Annotated in this window: 13 protein-coding genes; 3 read left to right on the forward strand and 10 right to left on the reverse strand. The window is 66.3% G+C overall.

The window, feature by feature from the left end; all coding sequences use genetic code 11:
* Window positions 1-3: 3 nt before the first annotated feature.
* From glgC to glgB, 3 genes are read right to left on the reverse strand one after another with little or no spacing between them, the layout of a single operon-like run.
* Window positions 4-1,275 carry a glucose-1-phosphate adenylyltransferase gene (glgC, locus tag ACFPN5_RS05845; RefSeq protein ID WP_379781134.1) on the reverse strand — a complete coding sequence of 424 codons (1,272 nt, stop codon included), beginning with the start codon at window positions 1,273-1,275 and terminating at the stop codon, window positions 4-6.
* Complete coding sequence (gene glgX, locus ACFPN5_RS05850; protein WP_379781072.1) at window positions 1,275-3,356, reverse strand: glycogen debranching protein GlgX; 2,082 nt, start codon at window positions 3,354-3,356, stop codon at window positions 1,275-1,277. Before glgX ends, glgC begins: the two co-directional genes overlap by 1 nt.
* A gap of 46 nt (window positions 3,357-3,402) precedes the next feature.
* Entirely contained in the window at window positions 3,403-5,568 is a 2,166-nt protein-coding gene (glgB, locus tag ACFPN5_RS05855; protein WP_379781136.1) for a 1,4-alpha-glucan branching protein GlgB, read from the reverse strand.
* A 249-nt stretch (window positions 5,569-5,817) separates the two neighbouring features.
* Between glgB and ACFPN5_RS05860 the strand changes: the two genes are divergently transcribed.
* Together ACFPN5_RS05860 and ACFPN5_RS05865 are read left to right on the forward strand one after the other, a co-directional pair.
* A complete protein-coding gene (locus tag ACFPN5_RS05860) occupies window positions 5,818-6,357 on the forward strand; it encodes a hypothetical protein (protein WP_379781075.1) in 540 nt (179 codons plus the stop codon).
* A gap of 39 nt (window positions 6,358-6,396) precedes the next feature.
* Window positions 6,397-7,080, forward strand: coding sequence for an SOS response-associated peptidase (locus ACFPN5_RS05865; RefSeq protein ID WP_379781077.1), 684 nt, complete (start codon window positions 6,397-6,399; stop codon window positions 7,078-7,080).
* A 77-nt stretch (window positions 7,081-7,157) separates the two neighbouring features.
* On the opposite strand, the gene ACFPN5_RS05870 is transcribed toward ACFPN5_RS05865, so the two are convergent.
* From ACFPN5_RS05870 to pelA, 4 genes are read right to left on the reverse strand one after another with little or no spacing between them, the layout of a single operon-like run.
* Window positions 7,158-10,142 (reverse strand): TonB-dependent receptor, encoded by a 2,985-nt coding sequence (locus ACFPN5_RS05870; protein ID WP_379781079.1) that lies wholly within the window; start codon window positions 10,140-10,142, stop codon window positions 7,158-7,160.
* 23 nt (window positions 10,143-10,165) lie between these two features.
* Window positions 10,166-11,545, reverse strand: a complete 1,380-nt coding sequence (locus ACFPN5_RS05875) for an oligogalacturonate lyase family protein (RefSeq protein ID WP_379781081.1) — start codon at window positions 11,543-11,545, stop codon at window positions 10,166-10,168.
* A complete protein-coding gene (locus tag ACFPN5_RS05880) occupies window positions 11,542-12,975 on the reverse strand; it encodes a glycoside hydrolase family 88/105 protein (protein WP_379781083.1) in 1,434 nt (477 codons plus the stop codon). Before ACFPN5_RS05880 ends, ACFPN5_RS05875 begins: the two co-directional genes overlap by 4 nt.
* Window positions 12,972-14,312: a pectate lyase gene (gene pelA, locus ACFPN5_RS05885; protein WP_379781085.1), complete on the reverse strand. Its 1,341-nt coding sequence runs from the start codon at window positions 14,310-14,312 to the stop codon at window positions 12,972-12,974. The genes ACFPN5_RS05880 and pelA overlap by 4 nt, the downstream gene beginning before the upstream one ends.
* Before the next feature lie 268 nt (window positions 14,313-14,580).
* Between pelA and ACFPN5_RS05890 the strand changes: the two genes are divergently transcribed.
* Window positions 14,581-16,896 (forward strand): hypothetical protein, encoded by a 2,316-nt coding sequence (locus ACFPN5_RS05890; RefSeq protein ID WP_379781087.1) that lies wholly within the window; start codon window positions 14,581-14,583, stop codon window positions 16,894-16,896.
* Between the two features lie 16 nt (window positions 16,897-16,912).
* Here the strand turns inward: ACFPN5_RS05890 and ACFPN5_RS05895 are convergent, their stop codons facing one another.
* The 3 genes from ACFPN5_RS05895 to ACFPN5_RS05905 are packed head-to-tail and all read right to left on the reverse strand — an operon-like array spanning window position 16,913 to window position 20,817.
* A complete protein-coding gene (locus tag ACFPN5_RS05895; RefSeq protein WP_379781089.1) occupies window positions 16,913-18,700 on the reverse strand; it encodes a glycoside hydrolase family 28 protein in 1,788 nt (595 codons plus the stop codon).
* Window positions 18,697-18,966 (reverse strand): hypothetical protein, encoded by a 270-nt coding sequence (locus ACFPN5_RS05900; protein WP_379781091.1) that lies wholly within the window; start codon window positions 18,964-18,966, stop codon window positions 18,697-18,699. Before ACFPN5_RS05900 ends, ACFPN5_RS05895 begins: the two co-directional genes overlap by 4 nt.
* 15 nt (window positions 18,967-18,981) lie before the next feature.
* Entirely contained in the window at window positions 18,982-20,817 is a 1,836-nt protein-coding gene (locus tag ACFPN5_RS05905) for a hypothetical protein (RefSeq protein ID WP_379781093.1), read from the reverse strand.
* Between the last annotated feature and the right edge of the window lie 184 nt (window positions 20,818-21,001).

Consider the following 21,001-nt stretch of genomic DNA (forward strand, 5'->3'; position numbering starts at 1 on the left):
TTTTCAGAGCTTGCGCAGCATGTCGCTCGTCACCAGCACCACGCCGGTCGCGCTACGGAAGAATCGCTGGGCATCGAGATCGGGATCCTCGCCGATGACGGTTCCGGGCGGGACCTTGCAGCCGCGGTCGACCACCACCTTGGTCAGGCGGCAGCCCTCGCCGATCTCGGAATGGGGCAGGATCACCGACTGGTCGATGTGGCAGAAGGAGTGTACCCGGACATTTGAGAACAGCACCGAGAGCGCCACATGCGAGCCCGACACGATGCAGCCGCCCGAGACCAGCACGTTCACGGCCATGCCGGGCTGGCCGCTGCGGTCATGCACGAATTTCGCCGGCGGCAGCTGTTCCTGGTGGGTCCAGATCGGCCAGTCGGCATCGTAGATATTCAGTTCCGGGGAAATCGAGGCCAGGTCGAGATTGGCGGACCAGAAGGCGTCGACGGTGCCGACATCGCGCCAGTAGCCGGCGGCGCCGTCCACCGACGGGATGCAGGACATGCTGAACGGGTGCGCGACCGCGCGGCCCCCGGCCACGACCTGGGGAATGATGTCCTTGCCAAAATCATGGCTCGATTCGCAATTCGCCACGTCCTCGTCGAGCAGGTCGAACAGGTATTCGGCATTGAAGATATAAATCCCCATGCTCGCCAGCGTGACGTCCGGTTTTCCCGGCATGGTCGGCGGATCGGCCGGTTTTTCGACAAACGCGGTAACCTTGCGCTCGGTATCGATCGCCATCACGCCAAAGGCCGAGGCTTCCGCTTTCGGCACCTCGATGCAGCCGACGGTGCAGCCGGCGCCCGTGGCGACGTGGTCGCGCAGCATCAGCGAGTAATCCATCTTGTAGATATGGTCCCCCGCGAGTATCACGACAAACGCCGGATTGTAGGAACGCAGGATGTCGATGTTCTGGTACACCGCGTCTGCCGTGCCGCGGTACCAATGCTCTTCATTGACACGCTGCTGGGCAGGCAGCAGGTCGACGAATTCGTTGCCGTCGCCACGCAGGAAGCTCCAGCCGCGCTGCAGGTGGCGCAGCAGGGAGTGCGATTTGTACTGGGTCACGACACCAATCCGGCGAAAACCCGAGTTGATGCAGTTCGACAGGACAAAATCGATAATCCGGAATTTGCCGCCGAAATAGACCGCCGGCTTGGCGCGCCGGTTCGTCAGTTGCTCCAGGCGTGAGCCGCGGCCACCGGCCAATACCAGGACGATGGCACGTTCCGGCAGGCGGTGGGAAAGGATGGCCTTGTCGGTTTCCGATTGCATCATGTTGTCTCCCATTTTTTATGATCGTTCGATGACTTCTCTTCAGGTACCGCGACCAGCAGGCACACGGCGTGCGCCGGCACCACCATGCTGCCCCTCACGTCCTCGTGCGGCAGGGCCGGGTTGGCAGTGTTCATCAGGACTTGCCACCTGCCTTCCGGCAGGGTGAAATCGGTTGGCTGCGCTTGTGGATTGACCAGCAGCAGGCAGGTTTCCCCGGCGGGATCGGCGCCGAGCCGGATGCCCATCGCCCCGGACTCCCGCCACGAGGCATCGTCCAGGGGAGCGCCGCCGGGCTGCAGCCACAGGATGTCCGGCTGTCCATCGGCTTGTGCCGCGCCGTCGTACCAGCGGGCATGGCGCAAGGCGGGGTAGCGCCGCCGTAGCGCAGCGAGCCGGCCGGTGAAGACGGCCAGTTCATGATCGGCGTGGCGCCAGTCGAGCCAGGACAATTCGTTATCCTGGCAATACGCATTGTTGTTGCCGTGCTGGGAGTGGCCCATGTCGTCGCCCGCCAGCAGCATCGGCGTGCCTTGCGAAAAAAACAGGGTCGCCAGCATGGCGCGTTGCAGGCGGGCGCGCAGCTGCAGCACTTCGGCATCTTCGGTGGGACCTTCGACCCCGCAGTTCCAGCTCAGGTTGTGATGGTGGCCGTCGCGGTTGTCTTCGCCGTTCGCTTCGTTATGCTTGTGGTTATAGCTGACCAGGTCGCGCAAGGTGAAGCCGTCGTGCGCCGCGATGAAGTTGATGCTGGCGGCGGGCAGGCGCAGATAGTGCTGGAATACGTCGCTCGACGCGGCGAAGCGGCGCGCGAATTCCCCCAGCAAGCCCGGTGGCTCCCCCTGGCGCAGCCAGAAGGCGCGCATCGTGTCGCGGTATTTGTCGTTCCACTCGAACCAGCCCGGCGGAAAGCGGCCAAGCTGATAGCCGCCGTGGCCGATATCCCAGGGCTCGGCGATCAGTTTCACACCCGCCAGCACCGGGTCTTGCCGCAGCGCCGCCAGGAAAGCCGAACTGCTGGAAAAGCCATGCGCATTGCGCGCCAGTTCGGGCGCCAGGTCGAAGCGGAAACCATCGACGTGCATCTCCTGTACCCAGTAGCGCAGCGAATCCATCACCAGCTGCAAGACGCGCGGCTCGGCAAGGTTCAGGCAATTACCGCAACCCGTCCAGTTTTCATACAGTCCAGGGTGGCCGGGCTGCAGGTGGTAATACAGTTGATTGTCGATGCCGCGAAAGCTCAGCGTGGGACCGTATTCGTCGGTTTCGGCCGTATGGTTGTAGACCACGTCGAGCACCACTTCGATGCCGCGTCCATGCAGGGCCTTGACCATGTCGCGGAACTCGCTGATCGGCGTGGTGCCGGCTTGACCGGACCAGTAACGATTTTCCGGCGCAAAGAAGCCGATGCTGGAATACCCCCAGTAATTCGACAGGCCCAGGTGCTGCAATCGCATCTCGTCGGCGCGAAAGTGCACCGGCATCAGGCTGACCGAGGTGATGCCGAGCAGTTGCAGGTAATCGAGCACGGCCGGGTGCGCCATTCCCGCATAGCTGCCGCGCTGCGCCGGCGGCACATCGGGATGCAGTCTGGTGAATCCCTTGACATGCAGTTCGTAGAGGATAGTGTCGGCCGCCGCCACGCGCGGCGGAACATCGCTTCCCCAGTCATAGGGTTCATGCACGACCTGCGCCTTGAGGGCAATGGCGGCATTGTCGGACGGGTTCGGCCCGGCGTGCGGATCGGCGCCGGCCAGCTGGTCCTGGAAACCCGGCTGTGCGCGATATTCGCCAACCACCCTGCGCGCGTACGGATCGAGCAGGACCTTGTTCGGGTTGAAACGGTCCCCGCGCGACGGTGCATACGGCCCGTGGACCCGGTAGCCATAGACCTGCCCGGGCACGCCGCCCTCGAGATAGCCGTGCCAGACGCCATCCTCGCAAGCGGGCAGGGGCAAGCGCGCCAGTTCCTGCAGGCCGTCGACATCGAACAGGCACAGGTCCACCGACTGGGCCTGCGGCGCAACCAGGGCGAAATTCACCCCGCGCCCGTCCCAGTGCGCGCCGAGTGGATAGGCCATCCCGGGGGTCAATCCTGCTTTGAATTCGCTGATACCCGTCATCCGTTCAATGGTCCAGTACCAGCATGATCGTCGCCAGCGGCGGCACGCTCAGGCTGAGCGAGCAGGCGCGGCCGTGGGCCGGGAACGTCTCGCTCTGCAGGAGGCCGTTCCCGACGCCGCTGCCGCCATAGATCGCGGCATCGGTATTGATGATTTCACGGTAGCGTCCCTCTTGTGCCACGCCGATGCGATAGCCATGCCGCGGCACCGGCGTGAAATTGGACAGTACCAGCACAGTATCGCCATTGGCCGCCTTGCGGATGAACGAGAACACCGAATTGTCCCGGTCCTCGTAGGTGATCCATTCGAAACCCCGGCCTTCGAGGTCCAGCTCGTGCAAGGCGGGGAAGTGGCACTGGACGGCGTTCAGGTCGCGCACCAGGCGCTGTACGCCCGCGTGCGGGGCGCGGTCGAGCAGATGCCAGTCCAGGCTGCGCTCGACCTTCCATTCGCCGGTTTGCCCGAACTCGCAGCCCATGAACAGCAGCTTCTTGCCGGGATGGCCCCACATGAAACCATAGTACGCCCGCAGATTGGCGAAGCGCTGCCATTCATCCCCCGGCATGCGCCCGAGGATGGACCCCTTGCCATGCACCACTTCGTCGTGCGACAGCGGCAGCATGAAATTCTCGCTGAACGCATAGGCCAGCCCGAAGGAGATCTTGTCGTGGTGATAGCGGCGATGGACCGGGTCTTCCCCCATGTACTTCAGGGTGTCGTTCATCCATCCCATGTTCCACTTGTAATGGAAACCCAGGCCGCCCATCTCCAGCGGACGCGACACCTGCGGGAAGCTGGTCGACTCTTCGGCGATCATGATCGCTTCGGGGCGCTCGGCGCAGACGATTTCGTTGAGCTTGCGTAGAAAATCGATCGCTTCCAGGTTTTCGCGGCCGCCGAACCGGTTCGGAATCCATTCGCCTTCCTTGCGGCTGTAGTCGCGATACAGCATGGAGGCGACCGCATCGACCCGCAAGCCGTCGATACCGAAGCGCTCGATCCAGTACAGGGCATTCCCCACCAGGTAGTTGAGCACTTCGCGGCGGCCATAATTGAAGATCAGCGTATTCCAGTCCTGGTGAAAACCTTCGCGCGGATCCGCATGCTCGTACAGGCAGCTGCCGTCGAAATTGGCCAGGCCGTGGGCGTCGGACGGGAAATGGCCGGGCACCCAGTCGAGCAGGACGCCGATGCCGGCGGCGTGCGCAGTTTCGACAAAATGGCGGAAGTCTTCCGGGCTGCCGAAGCGCGAGGTCGGCGCATACAGGCCGACCGGCTGGTAACCCCAGGAGCCGTCGAAAGGATGCTCGCTGACCGGCAGCAGCTCGATGTGGGTAAAGCCGAGATCCTTCACGTAGGGAATCAGCTCTGCCGCGAGTTCGCGGTAGGTCAGCCAGCGGTTGCCCTGCTCCGGTACACGGCGCCAGGAGCCGAGGTGCACTTCATAGATGCTGATCGCGGCGCCAAGGCTGTTGGCAAGCCGGCGCTCGCTCGTCGACGGATACACCGGCATCAATCCGGCGACCACCGACGCCGTATCGGGCCGCAGCTCGGCGCGGAACGCGAAAGGATCGGCCTTCAGCAGGAGACGCCCCTCCTGGGTCCTGATTTCAAACTTGTAGAGGTCGCCGGCGGCGAGGCCCGGGATGAACATCTCCCAGATGCCGGATTCGCCACGCCGGCGCATCATGTGGCGCCGCCCATCCCAGTTGTTGAAGCTGCCGACGACCGAGACGCGCCGCGCATTCGGGGCCCATACCGCGAAATTGACGCCCGTAACCCCGTCCATGTCGGCCAGGTGCGCGCCGAGTTTTTCGTAAGGCCGGTAATGGGTTCCTTCGGACAGCAGCCAGATGTCCATCTCGCCCAGGACGGGCCCGAAGCGGTAGGGGTCTTCCACCTCCTGCTGGTGGCTGCCCCAGTCGACCCGCAAGCGGTAAGGGAAGGGCTGGGGATGAGTCCCGGGGAGGGTTGCGGCAAACAGGTCGCTGCCCTCAATCCGCTCGAGGCTGGCCACCGTGCGCGCCCCTTCGATCACCTCGACCCCGACGGCGCCGGGCAACAGGGCGCGCACCACCAATTCGCCATCCTGGGAATGCATGCCGAGGACGGAAAACGGGTCGCCATGGTCGCCTTGCATCAGCGCAGCAATGGTTTTATGGTCAAACATCATATGGTTCGTTCATCTCGGCCTATTTTAATGACAATCTTACATTGTTTCGCGTGCACGATTGGTCATTACGCTGATATTTACGGCGTCAATGCTGTCGGCATGATTTCCCGAGCGCGGCGGCGCATCGGCTGGCCCCGTAATCGATCGCACCGATACAGTGCTAAACTCCGGTCCTCGTACCGGAGTTTCAACTAAGCGAAGTTTCAAAATAAGCGAAGTTTTAAGAAAGCGACGTTTCAACAAGCCATGACAAACAAAAAGCAGCCTTCCGCGGGCAAACCAGCGGGCGCGCCCGCCGGCCGGCCAGAGAACCCCTTCCTCGACGGCGGCTTCTACGACCGAGTGCGCGATTACACCGAGCGCGACGCGACGTTCTCGAAAGAGTTGAAGGCGATCGCTGAACGCGGCGCGGGCAAGCAGGGCACGGACGCGCGCTTTGCGCCCTCGCTGGAATTGCTGCGCGGCGTGGTCAAGAAAGGCGTGTCGCTGAACGACATGCTGGGCCGCATTGTGCAGGGCAACGAATCGGGCCTGTGGGAGCCATGGCTGACCGCGTTCGGGATCGAACTGCGGGGCGTCAGCTATGACAAGGCCGGACCGCGCAATGCCCGGCTGGCGCTGGACATCAGTCTCGGCGCCAAGGCCAATCCGATGTTCGCCAACGCGGGCGTGCGCAACTGGCGCAGCCTGGTCGCGGAAGACTGCGCCCAGCTGCAGGTGGAAAAACCGACCGAACAGGCGCCGGCCAGGGCCTACGCCATTTTCTTCCTCGACGCGGCGGAGTAAAAACCCGGCGGCGGGGCATCGTCCTGAACCATTCGACCCATGTGCGTCAATTACCGTCCCCCTACGCCTGAGCAGTTCGGCACGCTCGGCGCCTTCAGCGACCTGCCGGCCGACTGGCGCTGGCCGGAAGAAACCTGGAAGGATTATGCCGCCCCGATCCTGCGCGCGGGCCCTGGCGGCCGGCCGCAGGCCTGCCTGGCCAGCTACGGCATGGTGCCGCGGCGCCAGATCCCGCCCGAGATCAAGCCCTTCGACACCATGAACGCGCGCGCCGAATCGCTCGGAGAACGGCGCTCCTTCGCGCCCGCCTGGCGCCGTCTGCAGCTGTGCGCGGTGCCGATGGCCTGGTTCTACGAACCCTGTTACGAGACCGGGCGCGCCGTGCGCCATGCGATCGGCATGGCGGACGAGTCGCTGTTTTTCGTGGCCGGGCTATGGCGCGACTGGCCGGATGCGCACGGCACTATCCAATCATCGTTCACCCAGATCACCATTAACGCGGACGAGCATCCGCTGATGCGGCGCATGCACAAGCCTGAGGATGAAAAGCGCTCGCTCGTGATCCTGCCGCGCGACCAGGTGGACGACTGGCTCGCCTGCACCGACATCGAGCTGGCGCGCAGCTACCTGGCCCATTATCCGGCGGCGCGCATGCGCGACCGGCCGGCGCCTGCCGCATCGCGCAAGGCGGCGCAAGCATCGCCGAACCTCGAGCTGTTCTAAGAAAAAAAAGTGCGTCCCGAAGAACGCACCAAAGGAGACTACGTGATGACAACGTAGTGTTCGGAAAGGCCGGAGGCTCAGAACTTGTAGCTTGCCCCCAGCACGTAGGTGCGGCCGGATTGCCCGAAGAGCAGGGTGTCGTCGCGCTCGGTGTCCTTGCCGTAGCGCAGCGGCTCGTTTGTCAGGTTCTGCGCTTCGAAGGACACGCGCAGTTGTGGCGACACGTTGTAGGACATCGACAATCCGACCCGGGTCGATGGCACCGCGAACGAGTGGTCGCTGCCGTTGGCGTTGCGCAGCACGTCGCGGATGAAGCTGGAGCGGTGGGTGGCCGACACGCGGGCGCTGAACTGCTTGTCCTCGTAATACACCGTCAGGTTGTAGGCGTCGGGCGACAGGCCGATGAAGTTGGCTTCCTGGGTGAGCTGTTCATTGGCCGGCGTGCGTGGGTTGTCCACCCGCGTGATGTAGGTGATGCGCGACTTCACGTGGGTGTAGTTGGCCAGCGCGCCGAAATTGCTCCATGCGCCAGGCAGGAAGCTGAACGGCGTCTGCCAGTTGAACTCGAAGCCGTCGAGCGGGCCGCCCTCCGTATTGACCATCTGGCTGACGCTGACCTGGGTGCCCGGCTGGATCTGGCACGCCGGGGTGCCGCCCGTGATCGAGCAGCCCGTCGAGGTCAGGTAAGCGTTCGACAGGCCGGTCTCGGCATACGACGCCAGCTCGTTGGTGCGCTGGATGAAGGTCTTGATGTCCTTGTGGAAGAAGCCCGCCGAGATCATCGCGTTCTTCGCGTAATACCATTCGGCCTGCAGGTCGAAGGTGTTGGCGCGGATCGGGTCGAGCGTGGGGTTGCCGATGGAGACCGACTGGTTGGTCACGTTGATCGAGGCCGAAGGTGACAGATCCACGTATTCCGCGCGCGACAGGGTCTTGCCGGCCGAGAAGCGTACCAGCAGGTCCTTCGGCAGCGTCGCCGTCACGTTCAGGGCCGGCAGCCAGTCGCGGTAGGAGTGCTCGACCACGCGCGGCACCAGCTGGCCGGCCGGGTCGCGGATCAGCTGCATGGCCGTGGTTTTGGTGTCGGCCCCGCGCACGCCCACATTCCCGCGCAGCGGTATGCCCCATGCATTGAGCTTGAAGTCGCCGGACAGGTAGAGGGCATCGATGCTCTCGTCGACCTGGCGCTTGACCTGGTTGGCGAGCACGTATTCCGACAGCGGTATGTCGGCGCAGTGGCACTCGACGTTGTAGACGGCGAGGAACTTGTCCATGTCGACCGCCGCCCAGGACGACGGGGAACTGCCGAAGCCGGGGATCTGGCGGGTCAGGCTGGCCAGGCTGGTCCCGGCAGGCAGCCCCTTGGTCGGGATGCCGCCGGAGGGCGCCTCATAGTTGAACCAGCTGTTGCGGCGCACGGACAGGCCGCTGCGGACGGTGAAATTGTCGTTCAGCTGGTAGCTGACGTTGACGGCACTGGTCTTGAGCCGGTTCGAGGTGACCAGGGTGCGGCCGACGAAGTTGCCGTGCACGGTGCCGTCCGCGTCCTGCGGGCCGAACGAGAAGTTGTTTGGATTGGACACGTCCATGCCGAAGTTCAGGGTTGGCAGGCCGTTCTTCGCGTCCTGCCACGAGAAGCCATTCACGTTCGGCGCGTCGATCTGGACCGTGGTGCGGCGCGGGTTCTTCAGGCGCGAATCGGATATGCCGAACATCGTGTCGACCGCCAGGCGATCGGTGATGTCGCGCCGGCCCGACAGCACCGCCTGCTTGAACAGGGTGCTGTACACGTCCACCAGGGCTTCGCTGCGCACGTCGACGCCGTTGAATTTGCCGTAGGTCCAGCTGCCCTTGTCGTCGAAACGCGCCTCCACGATCGAGGTCTGGCCCTTGCCGTTTTCGACCATGTCGCGCCCGAAGGAAATCGCCTGGATGTAGTTGTCGTAGCGCTCGTTGCTGTAGCGCCCGCCCATCAGGTCGAGGTTGAACTCGGTGGCGCGGTCGGGGCGCCACTGCAGGGTGCTGGTGATGCCGGCGCGTTCGTACTCGGTCTGCGAGCGGCGGTAGCGCGGAATGCGCGGGTGGAAGGAACCCGAGCCGGCCAGCGGGCTGGCCACCGTGCCGCCGAAATCGTCCCTGCGGCCGATCACGTCGTTGTAGGCGCCCAGGTCGCCCGAGCGCGGCACGCCGAAGCCGCAGTTGCGCGCATCGATGCCCTTGACTGCGTTATTCAGCGGGTATTGGGTGGCGGCGCCGATCGGCGAACAGAAGCCGCCGTTGACCGAGGCGGCGACGATGTCCACCGCCTCGTAGCCTTCCTCGATGGCGCTGCGTTTGGCGTAGGCCAGCGACACCAGCGCGCCGACCTTGCCGATCGGTGTATCCCAGCGGTTCGAATACAGGCCGGTCAGGCGTGGCTGCGCCTTTTCGGAGACCGTGTTGTACAGCCCCTCGGCGCCGATGCTGGCGGTGCGGCCCTTGAAGTCGAAGGGGCGGGCGGTGCGCAGGTCGACGGTGGCGCCGAGCGAACCTTCTTCCACACTGGCCTCCGAGGTTTTTCGGACCGCCAGGCTGTTGAACAGTTCGGCCGAGAAGACGCTGAAATCGAAGGCGCGGCCGCGGTTGGTGCTGCCGTTGATGTCGGAGGCGCCGGTGGCCGTGGTGCTCTCGATGCCGTTGATGCGCACGCGCGTAAAGCCGGCGTTCAGGCCGCGCACGGTGATCTGCTTGCCTTCGCCGCCGTCGCCCTGGGCCACCGACACGCCGGGCACGCGCTGCATCGATTCGGCCAGGTTGGCGTCCGGGAACTTGGAAATGTCCTCGGCCTTGATGACGTCGATGATGCCGTCCGAGTTCTTCTTGATGTTCAGCGCATTGTTCAGGCTCTCGCGGAAACCCTTGACGACGACGACGTTTTCGGCGGCGACCGCCGTGCTGTCTGGCTGCGCCTGGGCCTGTGCCTGCGCATGTGCCTGCGTGAGCGCTACCAGGGCGGCCGCGCCCAGTGCGATCTGGCGCAGGCGCACGGGTGCCGCCTGCCTTGTCTTCATTACTCGTGCCATGTCGTCTCCTGTATTTTTATGGTTCAGATGGCAGCGGTTTTCGCCGGCGCATGGGCCTCGACCGCATACACGTGATTCACCCCGTGCATGTTGGAAGCGAAGACCAGCCACTTGCCGTCCGGCGTGAAGCGCAGGTTGGGCTCGAGCCGGTAGTCGTGCGCCGACATGTCGACCAGCCGCGTCGACCTGAACTTTTCGATCGTGATGAGCTTGTCGTCGTAGGACGCCAGGTCGGCGTCGACGATGGTTTCTCCCTGCAGCAGCGAGATCCACTTGCCGTCCGGGGCGTGCGCCACCATGTCGGCGTCGCCGCCGTCGCTGGCGAAGGTCTGGTTGTCCGGGGCGATGTTGAAGTGCACGCCCCAGTCGTTGGCCTCCAGGCGCTTCCACACGCGCTTTCCGGTAGCCAGTTCCAGCCCCGCGACCCAGAACACCTGGCCGCGCGGGGTCTGCAGGTCGTACCACAGCCACTTGCCGTCATGGCCGAAGAACTCGTGGCCCCAGATCTCGAAGTTCATGGTGCGGGTATGGACGCTTTGCAGGCCTGTGCCGTCGGCCTTGATCAGTTTGATGCGGTCGACGCGGTGCCATGGGCCTTCCATGCAGAAGCGGATCAGGTTCGGGTCGGTCGGCGAAAACTGGGCATGGCCGATCCATTCCTCGGTCTGGTGCAGGACCTTGCGCGCGCCGCTTTTGAGATCGATGGTGAACAGTTCGGCCGGCACGCGCGCGGCCCAGCGTTCCAGCATGCGCACGCCCTTGGCCTTGGCGAAGTTGAGCGGCTTGCCGTCCGGGCCGAGGGCCGCGTATTCGTCCTTGCCGAATTTCGCGACGCTGGCCGCGTCCTTCGGCTGCAGCGGCTTGGCGCCATAGGCGACCTCTCCCAGCAGCAGGCTGTCGTCGGCATTCGAGGCGGTGATGCCGCCCGCCGCGATGCGCGCCAGCTTGCGTACCTTTTTCGTGTCGACGTGGACGGCGTAGATGGTTTTCGGGCGGTCCCGCGCTTCTCCCGGCCCGGGGTCGGTCACCGAATACACCGCCTCGCGCGCGGTGCGCAGCATGAACAGGAGGTCGCTCTCCCGGCCCGGCACCAGCAGGGTCGTCTTCCAGTCCTTCAGGCGCACGCTGGCAATGCCCGAAGGCGACTTGATGACCATGATATCGCCCTCGGGCGTATAGGCGTGGCGGTAGAAATACAGCACGCCCGAGCCGGCTTCATCCGACACGCGCACGATGCGGCGGCCGGTCTTCGGGTCGATCCAGTCCTTCGGCAGCGGCCCCGTCCGGGCTGGCGGCGCGTCCGGCGCTGGCGTCTGGGCCTGTGCGGACGACATCACCAATGGGAAGAGGGCGGAGGCGCCCAGGACGCTTTTCAGTATGGTGCGGCGGCTTGCTTGCTTCATTTCGTGTTCCTTGGAGCCTGTTGCAGGGTGTCCGGGTCGTAGGCGAGGGCGCGGGTCGCGCGCATCTCCTGCTCGCGACGCGCTTTTTCCGCGTCGCCGACCACGGTTTTCGGCGCGATCGGCTGGGGCGTTGTGGCGAGGATGGTGGCCTCGTCGTCGCGCGCGAGCGGCGCGTCGGGCAGGGCCTGCACCGGCCCGTTCAGGTCCATCACTTCCAGGCCGGCCAGCAGGTAGGCGCCGGTGGCGTAGGGGCCGACATCGTCCAGCCGGGTCGGCACCGGGCGGTCGCCGGTCTTCTGCGCCGCGCCGACCAGGCCGTTCGGCAGGACGTGGCGATTCAGGGCCGCCCAGCCTTTCGTGACGGCCGGCAGGTAGGTCTGGCGGTCCAGCAGGCCGTGGTTGATGCCCCAGGCCAGCGCGTAGACGAAGAAGCCGGAGCCGGAAGTTTCGGGTTCGGGGAAGCTCTTCGGGTCGTTCAGGTCGCTGCGCCACAGGCCGTCGGGCTGCTGCAGTTCGACGACGCGGCTGGCCATCTTCGTGAAGATGCCGGTATAGAAGCTGCGGCCCTCGAAGTTGGCGGTCATCGCCTCCAGGGTGCGCGCCAGGCCGCCCATCACCCAGCCGTTGCCGCGTGCCCAGTAGATCGGCTTGCCGCCCGCGCCGAGGTGGCTGCCGTCCTTGAAACGCTCGTCGCGCAGGAACAGGCGGTCCTGCTCGACCCACAGGCGGGCGGCGGTGCGGCGCCATTCCCTGTCCATGGCGCGCAGGTAGGCGGGATTGCCCGTCAGGCTGGCGTGGCGCGCCAGGACCGGCGGGGCCATGAACAGGGCGTCGCACCACCACCAGACCAGGGCCGGGGTTTCCTGCGAACGGTTCAGGTGCGGCAGCATGAAGTCGAGCCGCTGCTGCAGCGGCATGATCACGCCGCGCTGGCCGCGCCTGGCATACAGCTCCTGGTACAGGTCGCCGATGGCCAGCTCGTCGGCATTGAGCAGCAGGCGCTCGGCACGCGCACCACGCAGGGCGTAGTTGTAGTGCTCGGCCGTGGCGGTGAGGAAGCGCAGGATGTCCTGGTTGCTGGAAACGCGGGCAAGACGCGCCGCGCCGACATAAAAGGTGGCGGCGACCCAGTTGGACGAGATTTCGGCCAGGTTGGAACCGGTCGACAACTGGATCGGGTGGCGGCTCATGTCCGCGATCTGGGCGGCGGCGACATAGTCGAGCATTGGCAGGACGGCCGCGCGCGCCGGCAGGCGGTCCGGTGCGAAGCTGGTCGCTGGCCGCGCCGGCGGGGTCAGCCAGCTCGCCTCGATGCCGGCCACCGGCGCGGCCGGGCCGGGTTTCAGGAGCGCGTCAGCGGCGAAGGCGGGCAGCGATGTCGCCAACAGGACGGACAGGGCGAGCGACAGGCGGGTGGGGCGCATGCTCATGGCCGCTTGTCCGAAAGACGTTCGCTCCCGGCCGCTCCGGCCCTGGCTATCCACTGCGCATAGGCGTTGATCGCCTTCTGCGGCGCCGAGTTGTACCAGGAATAGCCGTTGCGGCGCCCCTTCGAGATATAGTTGACATCGTCGTGGATCGACTTGTCGCGGTCGCCGAAGATGGGTTTGCCTGTCTGGATATCGTAGTTGCGCGACCAGATCGGGCCTGCGCCCGGCTTGTCGACCAGCTTGCGGCCTTCCTCGTCGTTCACTTTCGTGAACGCCTTGTCGTAGATGGCGTGGGCCTTGAGCCAGCTGATGCCGGCGTCGACCGCGGCCCGGATCTCGGGCGTCTGCTTGGGCTGGCGCATCAGGAACATCAGCACCTCGGCGCTTTCGGCGCTCGCCAGCGAGCGCATCTCGTAGTTGCGTGCCGAGATGGGCCTGAGGGTCAGGGCGTCGACTTGCTGCGGCCAGATGGTTTTCTTGCCGTCCACGACGACCTGCGAGTCGAGGATCGGCCGGATGGCGCGCTCGCTGGCGGCGCCGGCCTGCTGGCGCAGTGCTTTCGGCACGAAGGCGAAGTCGGCGTGGCCCTCGGCGATATCTTCGAGGATCATGGCGGCCTCGGCGACGACGTTGTCGTTGAAGGTGACCCCGTCGTGGTAACCGCCCTGCAGCGGATAGATCTGCGGCCAGCCGCCGTTCGGATATTGCGCCATCAGGAGGTAATGGATCCCCTTGGCGATGCTGGCACGGTAGGCGTCGCCTTCCTTGCCCGGCAATTGCGCCTGCACGCGCGCCAGGAAGCGCATCTCGGTGGTCGTCGCGCCATTGTCCAGGGTGCCGATATAGGTCCAGAAGCGGTCTTTCGGCGCGTCGAAATTGGTGGTGTTCACCTCCATCGTCTCGGCATCGTTGCCGAAGCGCTGACCCCGCAGGCGGGGAGGCGCGGTGCGGTCCTGGTTCTTGCTCCAGCCGCCGGAAGGTGTCTGGTAGCTGACGATGGTGTCGGCGATGGCGCGCGCCTGGGGCGAGCCGTACCATGCGGCGTCCTTGTCGAGCGGCATCTTGCCGCTGCCGGCGACTGGCGCGCGGGGCGCCGGCTCGCCAAGCTTCAACTCGGCCGCCAGGGTAGCGCGGTCGAATATATGCTGCTTGTACGAGCGCGCAATGTATTGGGCCCACGCGGCGCGTTGTGCGACGGGCAGTTCGGCCAGGCGCGCTGCGCTCACTTCCGGTGCGGGGGTATTGGTGCCGATGACCGCGCCAAACGCCGGTGCGGCCGGCGCGGCGAGCGCGAGATACAAGGCGCCCATTGCGCCCATCCCTGTGGAAAATTTCATGCTGTCTCCATCGTCTGTTTGTGTCGGGACTTTGCTGTCCCGTTAACACTAAGACTGCCGGCGCTGGGATTTCCTCAAGCAAAATGGATGAAAATGAGAAACGCGCAACAAGACGATTGAATTGGCCCCGGCTATCCGCGAGCCTTCACTTTTTGCCGGTTCATATGGTTGAATTACCGGCTTCCGGTGCGACGGGCCTGCGAACGGCGGCGCCGGACGAAGGCAATGGTCAACGCGAAGTAAACCGATAATGGAAGGCTAGCCACTCATGGGTCCGATCCGATTTTCCCGCCGCCGCCTGATGCTTGCCGCTGCAGCGGCAGCGGCAGTGGCAAGTCCAGCGCTGGCCCTGCCGCCTTTGGCGGGCGCCGCCACCAGCCGCATCGACCGCAAGGCCCTGGTCATGCGCCACAATCCGGTTTTGACCGGCGTCGACCCATCCGCCCCGCTCATGCTGGGCAACGGCAATATCGGCTTCACGGCCGACATCACGGGCCTCCAGACTTTTACAGAGCCCTACAGCAAGATCGCGCCGCTGCTGGTCGAGGCGCAGTGGGCCTGGCACAGCTTCCCGAATCCCGCAGGGTTTACGGTGCGCGATACCCAGGTCGAGGTTGACGTGCGCGGCAAGGCCCGCCGCTATGGCTATATCAAGGACTGGGCCGACGCCGCGAAGAATCCTGCGGTGGCGTGGATCCGCGAAAACCCGCACCGTTTTTCGCTGGGCCGCGTGTCGCTCGACCTGCGTGCCAGGGACGGCTCGCCCGCGCGCTTCGCCGACATCAAGGACACGCACCAGACGCTCGACCTCTGGACCGGCACGCTCACCAGCCGCTTCGTCTATGACGGCGAAGCGGTGCTGGTGCTCACCCGCGTCCTGCCGGGCCAGGACACGATCATGGCCGAGGTGAGTTCCGCGCTGCTGGCGCAGGGTCGCCTCGGCGTTGCCGTGCGCTTTCCGGGCGTGTCGAAAACGCTCAATCCCGACCCGTCCGACTGGACGAACGACGCCTCCCATGCCACGACCGAGCTCTCGCGCAAGGCAGGCGAGGTTCGGCTGCGGCGCCAGGTCGACAGCACCATTTACCATGCGGCCATCGCCGCGCCGGGCGCGTCGATCGAGCAAACGGGCACCCATGCCTGGCGGGCTTCTACCAAAGGCAAGACCCTGAGCGTCATGGCGCAGTTTTCGCCGGAAGCGGGGGCCGCCTTTCCCGCCCCGGCTGCGGCGGCACGGGCGACGCGGCAGCACTGGCTTGACTACTGGACGAACGGCGGCATGGTCGACTTTTCCGGTTCGACCGACCCGCGCGCGCATGAACTGGAGCGCCGCGTCATCCTGTCGCAGTACCTGATGGCGGTGAATGCCGCCGGCAGCTTCGCGCCGCAGGAGGAGGGCCTGTTTTCCAACAGCTGGAACGGCAAGTCGCACTTGGAAATGCATCCCTGGCACGCGGCACACTTCGCGCTGTGGGGCCGGCCGCAGCTGCTCGAGAGGAGCCTCGGCTGGTATGTCGGCTTCCTGCCGAAGGCCAGGGCGCGCGCGGCCGAGCAGGGGCTGGCGGGCGCCTGGTGGCCGAAGATGATCGGCCCGGATGGCGTCGACAGCCCGTCGAAGGTCTCGCCCTTCATCATGTGGCAGCAGCCGCATCCGATCTACATGAGCGAGCTGCTGTACCGCGCTGCTAAGGAGAGCAGCGGCGGCAAACGCGTCTTGAAAGCCTATGGCGAACTGGTCGAGGAAAGCGCGGCCCTGCTGGCGTCGTACGCGCACCTGGACGAGGCGAGCGGCAAGATGCGCCTCGGCCCGCCGATCATCCCGGTGCAGGAAAACTTCCCGCCGAAGGCCACCTTCGATCCGGCCTTCGAGCTGGCCTACTTCCGCTGGGGTATCGAGACGGCCCAGGCCTGGCGCGAGCGCGCCGGCAAGGCCCGCCGCGCCGACTGGGACGCGGCGCTGGCGAAGTGGCCGGACCTGCCGCAGAAGGACGGCCTGTACCTGCCGGTGCGCTCCGAACCGGGCTTCTGGGACAAGGCGGCCGGCGCCTGCAAGTCGAACGCGCTCGAGGAACACTGCCAGAACCGCGACCACATGTCCTTCCTGATGCCGCTCGGATGGCTGCCGGGCCGGGGTGTCGACAAGCCGACCATGCGCCGCACCTTCGACCGGATGAAGCGCGACTGGGACCTGCGCCAGACCTGGGGTTGGGACTACCCGATGATGGCCATGACCGCGACGCGCCTGAACGCGCCGGAAGAAGCCATCGACTGGCTGTTCTTCCGTGCGAAGAACAACCAGTTCGGCAAGACCGGCATGACGCCGCGCGTGCACCTCGACGCCCATGCCGCCGCCTTTGTGCCGACGGCCACCGGGGCAGGCGTGGCGGCAGATGCGCAGGCCGGCGCCGGGCCGGACGGGCCGGGCTACCAGCGCGCGGCCGAGACCTATTTCCCCTCGAACGGCGGGCTGCTGCTGGCGGTGGCCCTGATGGCGGGCGGCTGGGATGGGCCGGCCGGCACCAACCCCGGGTTCCCGAAAAGCGGCTGGAAGGTGCGCAGCGAAGGCATCCTGCCCTCGCTCTGAGGGGGAAACCAGCCGTTCAGCCGGACAGCGTCCGGCTGATGACCTGGCCGTTGATCCTGACGTTTTTCAACACAACGCCCTGCGCGTTGTGCAGGAACACCGGCTGGCCGGCGTTCCTCACCGTGCCGAAGTCGCAGTCGGTGATCGACACCCCCGTCACCGGCAGGATCGGCGTGCCTGCCGGCCCGTTGAAACTGGCTGCGACCGGACCGAGGATGAGCACCGCCTGCCAGGCCGAATAGTCGCCGTCCGCCATCTTGACGTTCCCGGCCCGCAGCTCCGAGATGTGCACGTCCGACACCTGTGGCGGCCGAATGCGCACGCCATCGTCGCCGGCCGCGTAGTTGCAGTCGATCGTGACGATTGCGCCGCCCCCGGTCGCCAGTCCCTTGAGTGGGTTGGCCGGATCGGCCTTGCCGCGGCGGTCGCGCGCATCCACGCCGTTGGGCAGCACGACCCTGCGCACGTACAGGTGGCGCAGGAAGCCGCCGCGGTTCATGTTCGTCTTCAGGCGGATCGCGCTGCCCAGTGGGTCGAGGGCCCAGTGGGCGTTGCGGAACTCGATGTCCTGCGCGTACACGTGCTCGATCCCGGCCGCCATTTCGCTGCCCAGGGTGACGCCGCCGTGACCGCTGTTCATGATGCAGTACTGGATCACCACGTTGCGCGTCGGGCCATACCCGGTGTCGCGATTCTTGCCCGATTTGATCGCGATGCAGTCGTCGCCCGTATTGAAGGTGCAGCCCTCGACCAGCACCGTGTCGCACGACTCCGGATCGAAGCCGTCGTTGTTCGGGCCCGTGCTCTCCATCCTGACATTCCTGAAGCGGACATTCCGGCAGGCGACCGGGTGGTGCAGCCAGAATGGCGAGGCGACGGCCTGGTAGCCTTCCAGGACCACGTCGCTGCAGCCGATGAATTCGACCAGGCAGGGCCGCAGGTGATGGCCGATGCCGAAGATGCGCCGCGCCAGCGGTACGCCGGCCTCGGACAGCGCCGGCAGGTAGCGCGTGTCGCCGTTCCAGCGGGGGTGCTCGCCCTGGATCAGGCGGCGCTGTTCGGGATCCAGGCCGGGGGCCATGGCCTCGAGCGGCAGGTTGAGCGGATTGACGGTAGCGGCCGAGACCTCGTCGCCCTTGCGGTCGACCCAGCCCCACCAGGAACCGTCGCCGGACTCGAAGGGGACGCCCGCCTGGCCGTTGAGCACGCTGGTCCAGTCGGCGCCGGTCAGCGCGATATTCGACTGCCGGTAGGCATACACCAGCGGCGAATAGTTCAGCACGTCGTTGCCCTGCCAGCGCGAGACCACCAGCTTTCCGCGCTCGCCGCAGTCGATGTCGCCGTACTTCGCGTAGTCGAGCGGGTTGGCGCTGAAGCAGACCTGGGCGTTCGCGGCCAGGTGCACGTGCACGTTCGAGTGCAGCACGATCGGGCCCTTGCAGTACCAGTTTCCCGCCGGGATCAGGACGCGCCCGCCGCCCGCCTCGTGGCAGGCCGCGATGGCCGCAGCGATGGCCGGGTAGCAGTCGTGCGAGCCCGGCGCCGGCGTCTGCACCGCCCACTGCTCCTTGCGCCAGGTCGAGGTGGCGGCGACCATCCGGCAGGGCTTTGCGCCGAAGGCGCCGATCGGGAAGTCCTGCTTGCGGAAGTTCAGCGGCCGCGAGCAGCGGCGGGCAATGTCGCGTGCGCGCTGCCAGGGGTCAAGGCGTGCTCCGGCCGCGGCGAAGGTAAGGGCAAGCCCGGCGCCCCCCAGGCAGGCCAGAAAGGCGCGGCGCTGCGCGCTGGTGGCGTCGCGCATGCTCATGGCAGCCTCTGGAATCCTTCGGCGCGAACCACCCAGCTCCCGTCGGCGGGAAAGCCCGGTGCGGGACGCGCGGGTGCGCCATCCCAGCCACCGGCCATCATGGCCACTGCGGCGAGGAGGGCGCCGTTGCCCGGCAGGTAGACCGGCAGCCGGGTGTTCGGATTGTGCCCGGCCTTCGTGTAGGCGTTGTTCGGTCCGTCCGACTTCAACAGCACATCCACCGCCAGTCCCGGCGCTTCCAGCCGGGCCGCCGTCATGGCGATCATCGGGTAGTCCCAGCCCTAGATCTTGGTGGCCCAGTCCCACTTCGCGAGCACCGCGTCGAGCGTGCGCCGCATGGTCGCGCGGTCAACGCCGTCGCCCGGCAACTGGCCCAGCGCCATCAGGAAGGATGGGTGGTCGTGGCGGCTGGCGGCGTTGTCCCAGGTGTCCGGGTGGGACTCCAGCGCCACATACTTGCCGTCCTTCTGCGGCAGTGCCGACAGGTTGGTGCGCCGCTGCTCCCAGACAGGGTCGCGCGGCAGGCCGAGGCGCTCGCGCCATTGCTGGGCAATTTCCAGGCCGCGCGCCCAGTAGCTCAGCTCATAGGTCGGATTCATGCTGGTCGACTGGTCGTAGATTTCCTGCGCAATCCACATCGGCGGCCCGAGCACATAGCGCTTGCCCGGCGCGTCCCAGTTGAGCATGGACGCCATGCCCTGCGCGGTCTCGAATACCAGCTCCTTGTACTTCGCCAGTGTTACCGGCGAGGGATCGGCGCGGTACAGCAGTTCGGCCAGGTGGATCGGGTGCGGCTGGTTCCAGATGATCAGCGGATTGCCGCCCGGGCTCTCGCGCCCGCCCGGACCGGTCATCTTCATCCAGCGCGCGCCCGCCAGGCCGCGCCCGGCGGCCACAAGCCGCGCGGCCGGCAGCGTGCGCCCGTACCAGCCCAGGGTGCGTGCGGTATAGACAGGGCGGCCCCACAGCGCGAAGTGGGCCGTATGCCACCAGACCATTTCGGTGTGGTGCTTGCCGTACCAGCTGGAGGTCGTCAGCCCGCTTTCCGACGCCGGCGTCGTGTCGCCCAGCTGGAGCGCGGCGAGGTACTGCGACAGCACCACGCGCCGCTCGAGTTCATGGGCGCGCGGGTCGCTGCTGCCGCTGAAGTCGACGGCGGCGCCGCTGCGCCAGTAGCTGCCCCAGTGGGCCGCGCTGGCGGCGAAGGTGCGCGCGCCGTCCTGGGCCGGTGCCGTGCCGTCCAGGACAAAGGCGACGGTCAGGTCGAGCGACTGGCCCGAGGCCGGCGCGATCTCGAACGCATGGGGGCCAGCGCGGGTGATTGTCATCGGCGCGCCGGCGGCGAGGGTCATGGCATAGGGCGAACCGTCGCGCAGGTGTTCGACGACCAGCTTGCGCCGGGTCTGCGCCAGCACCGTGGTCCGGTGCGCATCCGGGCGCGACCAGTCCAGCGGCGGCGCGTGATGGCCCGCCATTGTGTAGCCGAGGGGCAGGGCGATGCGCACGGCGAGCTTCCCGCTGGCCAGCAGCGGCGAGCGGATCCGCAGCGCCAGCGTGTCGCTGTCCGGGCTGACGGCGCTGCTGACGTGGACCGGTTGCCCCAGCAGCCGCACCCGGCTGTCCAGCCGGCCCTGCCACATGTCCAGGCGCTGGTCGACGGCGCCGACGTCCGCCGCTGTCAGGGGCCGCGCCCCCTTGCCGGCCATCACGAAGCCGATCTGCGGCAGCGGCTGCAGGTGCGGGTTCTCGCGCAGCCACTGTCCGGCCGGTGTTTTCGCGTTGGTCGGATAGCCGACCGTGCGCCCGTGGGCGGTGTAATCTAGGTTGGCGTCCGAGAGTTTGTAGCCGTTCGGATTGGCGTCCTCGTGCCACGACCAGCGCGCCTGCGTTTCGAGCGGCGTGCCTTTGGCGTGATACAGGCCGGGGAAGGTCTGCAGGCCGGTCACGTCGGCAGTGAAGGCAAAGCGCCCGTTGCCGACGCTGAGCGGCGCCATCGGGTCGATTGCGGTCAGGTGCGGGTTGTGGCGCGCGACGACGGCCGGGCGGTCGATTGGCGCGGGCGCGCCTGTCGATGCCGCCGCCAGCAGGAGGGTGAGCGTAAAGTATGCGTGCTTCATCGGTGGTCAGGTTTCCCGGGGTTGGCTTTAATGACGATGGCGCTCGCCGGCAGGCCCTGGATACGGCTCGTTTCGCCCACCTCGACTGGTATTCTATGCATCTGTGTTGCTCTGTCCGCGTGACGTGTTGATGTGTGCCCCTGAGGGCAAGCTGAGGCCGCATGGGCGGCTCGTCCGCCCATGC

This window comes from Massilia niabensis, from assembly GCF_042655085.1.
GTDB classification, from domain to species: domain Bacteria; phylum Pseudomonadota; class Gammaproteobacteria; order Burkholderiales; family Burkholderiaceae_D; genus Telluria; species Telluria niabensis.